General features: G+C 40.7%; 2 protein-coding genes. Both read right to left on the bottom strand.

Going from position 1 to position 7,286, the window contains the following annotated elements; translation table 11 throughout:
• The coding region (locus ACFE90_RS24185; RefSeq protein WP_375505011.1) for a caspase family protein at positions 1-4,098 on the bottom strand (4,098 nt) is incomplete at its 3' end.
• Between the two features lie 102 nt (positions 4,099-4,200).
• Complete coding sequence (locus tag ACFE90_RS24190) at positions 4,201-6,342, bottom strand: caspase family protein (protein WP_375505012.1); 2,142 nt, start codon at positions 6,340-6,342, stop codon at positions 4,201-4,203.
• Positions 6,343-7,286 lie beyond the last annotated feature (944 nt).

A 7,286-nucleotide genomic window follows, 5' to 3' on the forward strand; every position in this document is an offset into this window, starting at 1 on the left:
TCCAGCACTAGCCAGTAGCTTGCTATCCGGACTGAACGCCAAGTTTTTGACAGGGCCTACATGACTACCCTTACTCTCCGTTTTTATTTGGGACTTCGCTGGACTCTGCAAGTTCTCCCAGACGACAGTGCCGTCTTCGTTTCCGGTAGCCCGTAGCTTGCCATTGGGGCTAATCTCCTCCACTGTAGCGTTTTCTGGCTCGTCCTTCGGATTAACTTTAAATTTATGCGACTCATTACCCTGCAAATTCCACAAACGGACACTGCCATCATCTCCAGCACTAGCTAGTTCCTGATACTCCCAATTAAAACTGACGCTTCTGACCGGTCCATTATGCCCTTCAAATTTATCCAACTCCTGTGGAGAATCTTTTGCCGCGTCCTTCAGATTGACTTTACATTTATCCAACTCATTATGCAAATTCCACAAACGGACAGTGCCGTCCTCTCCGGCGGTAACCAGTTTCTGACCTTTCGGGCTAAACTCCATACCCCAGACCTTGTTTTGATTCGTGTTAAAAGATGTGTAGGGCTTCAACTTCTCACACAACTTGTGACCACTCAAATCCCACAAACGGACAGTGCCGTCTGTTTTGGCAGTAGCCATTTTATATCCATCTGGGCTAAAACTGACGCTCGTGACTTGTTCTCTTTCAGGGTCGGAGGATTTGTTGATGTTTTCCTTGCATTCGTTCCCCTTTCGATTCCATAAGATGTTTTCCTTCCATTTGTTCCCCTCTCGATCCCATAAACGGATAGTGTCATTATCTCCAGTACTAGCCAGTCTTTTACCATTGGGGCTGAATGCTACACTCCAGACAACATGGTTTTTATCACAAGAGTTGAAAACACTAAGACTTTTACTTTCAGGTTTTTCAGAAAAATTGTCCAAGTTCCATATACGCACAGTGCCTTTTGCTCCAGTAGTAGCCAGTAGCTTGCCATCTGGGCTAAAACTAATGCTTTTGACTTCGCCTTGGTCTGTATTCCATATTTTAAATTTTGTCAATTTACTGTCCTCACGCCGCAAATCCCATACACCGACAGTGCCTTTTGCTCCAGCAACAGCTAGTTGTTGACTGTTTGGGCTAAAACGGGTGATTTTGATCGGCTCACAATTATTAATATAAGAATTATAAAAATTATCAGACTCATCAGGCTTATCTTCAAACTTAAACTCAATCCAATTCGATTTATTTAAAGTCCGACTCTGAAAATCCCAAACACGGACAGGGACGTTGCAATTTTCTCCGGCACTAGCTAGTAGCTTACCATCTGGGCTAAAACTGGTTCTGACCGTACCCATGCCTTGATCCGCTTCTTGGCGGTCAAGTTCTCTCACGGTATTAACTGCTCTTAGCAAAGTTCCTCTTACTTTTTCTTGGAGACTACTCTTAAATGTTAACCACAGTAATAACTGCACACCTTTGTTATTCAGGATCTTGCCTGCCTTTAAACTATCATCCCTCCCATCAAAAGATTGGTTTTTTTGTAAGTTTATTTCTGCGGATTCTCTCAAAGTATTGGTTTCATTAATCTTGGATAATCCCAGATTCCACAATGCCCACATAATCAATACCATTAAGATCAGTATAAATAAGCCAGTAATAGTCAACACGAAACTAATATTCCGACGTTTTCGCGAAACACTTTGCTGTACAAACTCAGTTTCAACCTGGTTTAACCAGTTGTCATCGGAATTAAGTTCATTATTCAATACATCAAGATAAGGACTCGCATTCCATAAATATTGTACAGGTTTCTCTCTCGAACCCTCTGGCTGATTCTGCGATCGCCGTAAAAGTCGATCAAATTGATCAGGAATTTTATTTAATTTGTTTTCGATTCGGAACCACAATCGTCGATCTAACCAATCCAAAACAGGATCAGCCTTGTCTAGAATCCCTTTTGGCTGTTCTTTGTCCTTATTTTTAACCCTTTCCCAATCCTGAGTTGCAGGAGTTAGCCGCCGTTGCAGAAGTAAGTTTTCCTGCTCTTTTTGCTTCCACTCTAGGAGCTTTTGCCACCCAAGCACCAAAGCATCATGAGCAGGTTCTACATACTTCTGATTTTCTGCATCCAATCCTGTAACAAGCAACCGCGCTTCTAAAAAGCGATCAATTACTTTATTCGCTCGTTCGTTTTTTTGTCCTGGATAAACTAATTCAGATGTTGGTATTCTTCTGCGAGCTAGTTCACCACCACTAATAGCCACCATTCGCAGCATTACATCACGAATAGTTAACTCACAAGCTTTTTTAGTTTGCTCGTCAACTTCTTCTTCTACTAATTTGTTATACGTCTTGTCAGCAGTTTGAGTCAGAGAGCGAGTAACCCCACCTATTTCTTGATAATCTGCTTCAGTAATCGTTCGGTCATCCCTTTCTTGTTTTTCCTCAGCTTTGAGATACTTTAAATAAAGCTCACTCAAAGTGAAAGAAAGTAGAGGTAAAGCCCCTGGCATTTGAACAACTTCATCAATCAATTCGTTGACTAACTTAGAAGACTCAAAAAATAATGCCTTTTGTGCAGCAGGTTCTTCGATCGCTTGTTGTAACTCTTCCCTGTCCATCGTAGTCACAATAAACCTCCCATCTTGCCAAACCTTTTGCCAATGGGCTTTCTTAATTGCATCCCTGATTTGAGGTTCAAATTCAGAGCGTAAAGTTAGCACTATTCGCAACTGTTGTTTATAAGTGGTTAATAACTGATTTAATATCTTAATAAAATCTACACGTTCTTCTTTATTTTGACAAAGAGTAAACAATTCTTCAGTTTGATCAATCACTAATAATAATTTAGAGTCAGGAGGAATTAAATTCTCAACTTTATTATAAATAATCTGTTTTTCTTGATAGCTTAAACTTAAAATAGTAGAAGAAGCCGAACCAGATTGTGTCAATATTTTGTTCAAAGCACTCAATGGAGACTCACCAGGTCGCATTGGCTCAAGAATGACCCACTTCTGCTGACCAGATTTTTCTGCTAATTTTAAAGCCGGAATTAAACCAGCTTTTACTAAACTAGATTTCCCTGAGCCGGAAGTACCTAACACCACAGTAAGTAGATGATTGCTAACTTTTGAAAGTAAACCTTCTTTGGGATCTTCAATCAGCCTTTTTCTGCCAAAAAATAATTGACTATCCTTTTCTTCAAATGAGGCTAAACCTTGATAGGGATTATCCTTTTCATTTAGCTTCAGGCGTATTAAGTCTTGAGGATTAAAATTGTGAAGAGGAAAGAGGTATTCTCCCTTGAAGAAAACATATTCACCTGTTTGTTTGTCGTACATTCGAGGCTGAGAAAGAGCAGGCGTTTGTCCTTGGGCAACTATTGCCAGTTGATTTTGTAGATAGGCAAAGAGTTCATGGACAGTAATTACCTTGTCATCAACAATTGCCTCAATGAATTTATCATTACCTCCATCGGAGTTACCTTGGAGAACTTTTAACAGAAAATGGGCGAAGGGCGAATGTCCATTTTTCTCTCCACGTTGTCCAAAACGAGATAAATCTTGTGCTTCTTCGTTATGGGCGGCGGAGGTGATGATTTGCTGAGTTTGATATTTAATAAAACGCTCATAACTTTGTTGATACAATTCGCGGGAGCGTGCTGCATTTCTTCCGTTTCCAGCCCAATAAATTCTGCCAGCAAAGCAGCAGTCTAGAATCATTAATAGATGATGACAGTTTAATTCAGTGAAAACTTTGTATAGTTCCTGCATAGACAGCCAGGTATTTCGATTACCATCCTCTGCATCTTGAGGCATGAAATAACCAGATGGTTTACCATCTTCGTTATCTTGTGCTTCCTTAGCAAGTCCGTGACCAGCAAAGTAAAACAATAGGCGATCGCTTTGTTCAACTTGGAGCAGCTGACGATCAAACTGGATAGTCTGATTTTTAAGATTAGTTACGAGTCGATCAAGTTCTGCTTTAGTTGCTCTTTGATCTACTAAAAGTAAGACCTCGTAGCCATAGTTATTCTTAAGAACATTAGCTAGTTCGTTAGCGTCAAAGACAGCATTCTTGAGTTTTGGAATCTGCTCGTATTTGTCAATACCAATGACGATCGCTAAACTTCGGTTAATCTTTGCCACAATAGACACCCTTTTTTGATGGATAAGGTTACGTAATTTTCATTTTTCCTGATGGTTAATGCCCTTTTTATGCGGTTTTAGGAATCAGAAGGGCAATTGTAACTATGGATGGAGAGCATCTGCTAATGCCTTTAAACCCGCTTCTGTACTGAAATAGGTCAGATGATCGCAAGCAACATTTGGTAGAACTTTTGGACTCGGTGTGCGATCGCCACTCACACTTTTAATGCTGGCTAGGTAAACCGCAATATCGTTACGTTCTCCCCCAAACACCAAACCATCTACCACCTTATTAACGGCTGGAGTAAAGAGTTTAGCCATTAATCGCCGGAAGCGATCTGGAGACTGTAATGTTGGCAGCGACCTGTCTCCAGCAATAATGGTGTAAGGAATCTGGGGGTCTGGGTTATTAGCGATCGCCTGGAAAAATTCTGAGTCAGGTTGCATTTGGTCGAGAGCATTATCATTCGCTTCTATAAACTTTAGTGACTTAGCCGCTAAATCAGCCACGACTTTGGCAGGCCAAACCATCTCAGGAATTTGATTAAGACCCCACCCTAAAAGGGCAAAAGCCATATCCTGAACTGCTGGCCAAGGAGAACCAGCATTGGGAGTTCCCAACATTACTAAATGTTGAACGATTTGATTTCCGCTTTCTTGTTCGATAAACCAGCGAGAAACTAATCCCCCCATTGAGTGGGCGACTATATGCAATTCTTTGCTGTGATTTGCTCCTAAACCTACAGCTGACAACCGTTGTTTGAGCGATCGCCCATTGTCTTCAATGGTGGTGCTAATATTTTCGTAATCGAAAGTTAAAACTAGGTCATAAAGTTCCTGTAGCGGATGTAGTTGACCATTCACCTCTAATTTTGCCTGTTGAACGCTACCAACTATACTTGCGGTATCGCCGATAATACCGTGAATATAGAGGACAATTTTCTGAGCGGAAGCAACTAGGTTTTTTACTTCTTTTGAATCTTTGTTGTAAATAACCTCTATCTTATTGTCTTGTTCCCTCACCTTAGCAGCAGCTAAAATAGGATACTCATAAGAATTTCCTAGCTTTGAGGTGCGGAGCTTTTTAAAGAAAATTTTGATCGAACCACCCAAGCTCCGGCTACTTGTAGTCGGTTGAGGTAGGCGTTCAAGCTTGATTTCTATTTGCTTTCCTTTGTTGACTCCAGCACCGAGAGGCAGGAAAAACTCTCCGTCATAGCTTACAGGTAAGAGATATTCCCCTGACTCTAAGGCTTGGTTAACCAGTAAAGTTAGAGGTGCATTTTTGGTGTCCCAACCCTGCTCGTTAGGACGTGTGCTGTAGCTTAAGGTGAAGTAAAAAGGACGTTCCGGAATCGCGTCTTTTAAAAACGATTCTTTTAAGTCTTCTGGGTTAGTTGCTTCAAGTTGAGGCACTTGATCTTGAAATTTTCCCTTAACTAAAGCTTCTATATTTCTAGCTAAATCCAGGTAAGATAAGCTGCCATTAGTTTGCTCTAAGCTTTTTAGGAAAAAGTAAGAAAAAGCCCCTCTGGTTTTACCATCATCTTCTTGATATTCCTTCGCATATTGCTCATCTCGACAAGCTGCCAACAGAATATGTCTTCCCTTAGGCAAATCTAACCCTGTCTTTTTCTTATTAGCTTCTGATGAAGTTAGTAGAAGATTTTTAAAAGTTGCGTCCTCGGCAAAAATAAAGCTAGACAAAGCGCGATCTCTCGTATCTTCTGGGGCTAGACGTACTCCTTGAGGGATATTTCGAGTTCCCGAACCTGAGTGACAGGAATCGAGAATCACAATGACACGGGGATTTTTCTTTGCTACTTGAACCAGCAAATACCTGAGTTCTTTATCGGCTAAATCGTGATTCCCTTCAGTACGGCTATCGTAGCAAACTAAAGTTTCATCTAAACGGTCTGGTTCTAAATGCCAGAACTCTTCGGGAGCTTTTTCTTGACCCCCATGTCCTGAATAGTAGAATAGAGCGATATCATTGCTACCAGCTTGACAAAGATAATTTTGAAAACCATCAATAATTGCCTGACGAGTAGCCTGTTCATTCGTGAGGATTCTGGGTTCTCTCAGTTTCCATTCTCCAGCAATCTGGTTTTTGAGATAGGTTTCTATTGCTGTAATGTCGTTTACACAACCTTTGAGGGACTTAATTGGCTGGGGATAATTATCGATACCCACGAGCAAAGCGTATAAATTGCGAATCCCAACTTCTGGAGAATTACTAACCATAATGTCACGCCTTCTAATAAAGTCCTATTTTTGAGCGGATTATGAAAACACGGAATCACGGCATCCCAGACCTGTTATCAATAAGCAATAATACTTAAATTTAGGCTGAAATGGGGCTAATCAACAGAATTTTTGATCACCTACGGTGAGCGCTTGCACCATCGCAAACGTGGCTTTCTATAGGACTCCTATTTGATTTTTGGATAGTGGTAAAAAAGCGGATGCTCCCAAGAATTCAGGAGTCACCCCTTTCAGGAGAATTCAAAATATGGCACTTAGTGTCACGCTGCGCTATCACGCATTTGCTCGTTCAAAAAAAGATTCTTAATTTTGAATTTTGATATCGTATTCTTAATTGTTACAGTGATATGATTTTATTCACTGTAAGGAATCAGAGGTTTGGAAGCTTGGCTAACCTTCCTGATTCTTAATTGGTAGCAGTGACTTTGGTTTATTCACGCTTGTGGAGAATCAGAAGTTTTTTAGCTTTGCCTTCTGATTCTTAATTGGTAGCAGTGACATGAGTTTATTCACGGCTCTGGAGCCGCTGGGAGGGCTCTGGATAGGCGCAAGGCAAGGTGAAGTCTTGATTAGCGGGAAAAATTATGTAGAAGTATCGAGCTTACAACGCAGCATTCGCAATTTTAAGGAGGCGCTCAAACTATACTCAGCGCTCACCTAGCTCAAAATTTGTTGATATCCTCGCTTGTGCATAAGTCGATCACCCTGACACCTATACTTAATTGAGGATTGCAAGCTAAATTTTATTTTTAAGCAGTATGGAGCAAGTTAGTCAGGGAGGACTATTACCAACACCGACTAATAGATTTAGATACATCCAAATTGATTGCTATTTTAAGTGGACGTACTCAAGAAATAATAAAGAAAACTCTTAGAGGATGTCTGAAAAGTAAGAAAGCTCACGTAACGGTATGCTGTCAGTA

Origin of the sequence: uncultured Nostoc sp., from assembly GCF_964245445.1 — a bacterium.
Taxonomy (GTDB): Bacteria; Cyanobacteriota; Cyanobacteriia; order Cyanobacteriales; family Nostocaceae; genus Nostoc.